The 573-nt window shown below is 52.4% G+C and carries 1 protein-coding gene; it reads right to left on the reverse strand.

Going from position 1 to position 573, the window contains the following annotated elements:
- A partial coding sequence (cysE, locus tag R8N47_RS27135; protein ID WP_318186360.1) for a serine O-acetyltransferase occupies positions 1-573 on the reverse strand: 573 nt, incomplete at both ends.

Here is a 573-nt window from a genome sequence, read left to right on the forward strand (position 1 = left end):
GGTGGCACCGCTTGTAATACTACGGAGCAAGAGCCGATTTTCGCCCCTTCGCCCACTTCGATATTACCAAGAATTTTGGCACCTGCACCAATCATCACGCCTTCACGGATTTTCGGGTGACGATCGCCGCACTCTTTACCTGTACCACCTAGGGTGACGTCTTGTAGGATCGACACATCGTTATCAACCACCGCTGTTTCACCGATCACGATGCCCGTCGCATGGTCGAGCATGATGCCGCTACCAATACGTGCTGCTGGGTGAATGTCTACCTGACACGCCACAGAAATTTGGTTTTGCAAGTACGTCGCAAGGGCATGACGGCCTTGTTTCCACAACCAGTTTGCCACGCGATAGCCTTGCAGCGCGTGGTAACCTTTCAAATACAATAATGGCATTGAGTACATGGAAACAGCAGGGTCGCGGTTGACCGTCGCACAAATGTCACACGCAGCAAAATCCGTGATGGTAGGGTCTGCGGCAAATGCCTCTTCGACCACTTCACGAACGGCCATTGCTGGCATCGACGCCGTGTTTAATTTGTTGGCCAAAATGTAACTCAGTGCCGCACAC

The organism is Vibrio sp. 2132-1 (assembly GCF_033344315.1).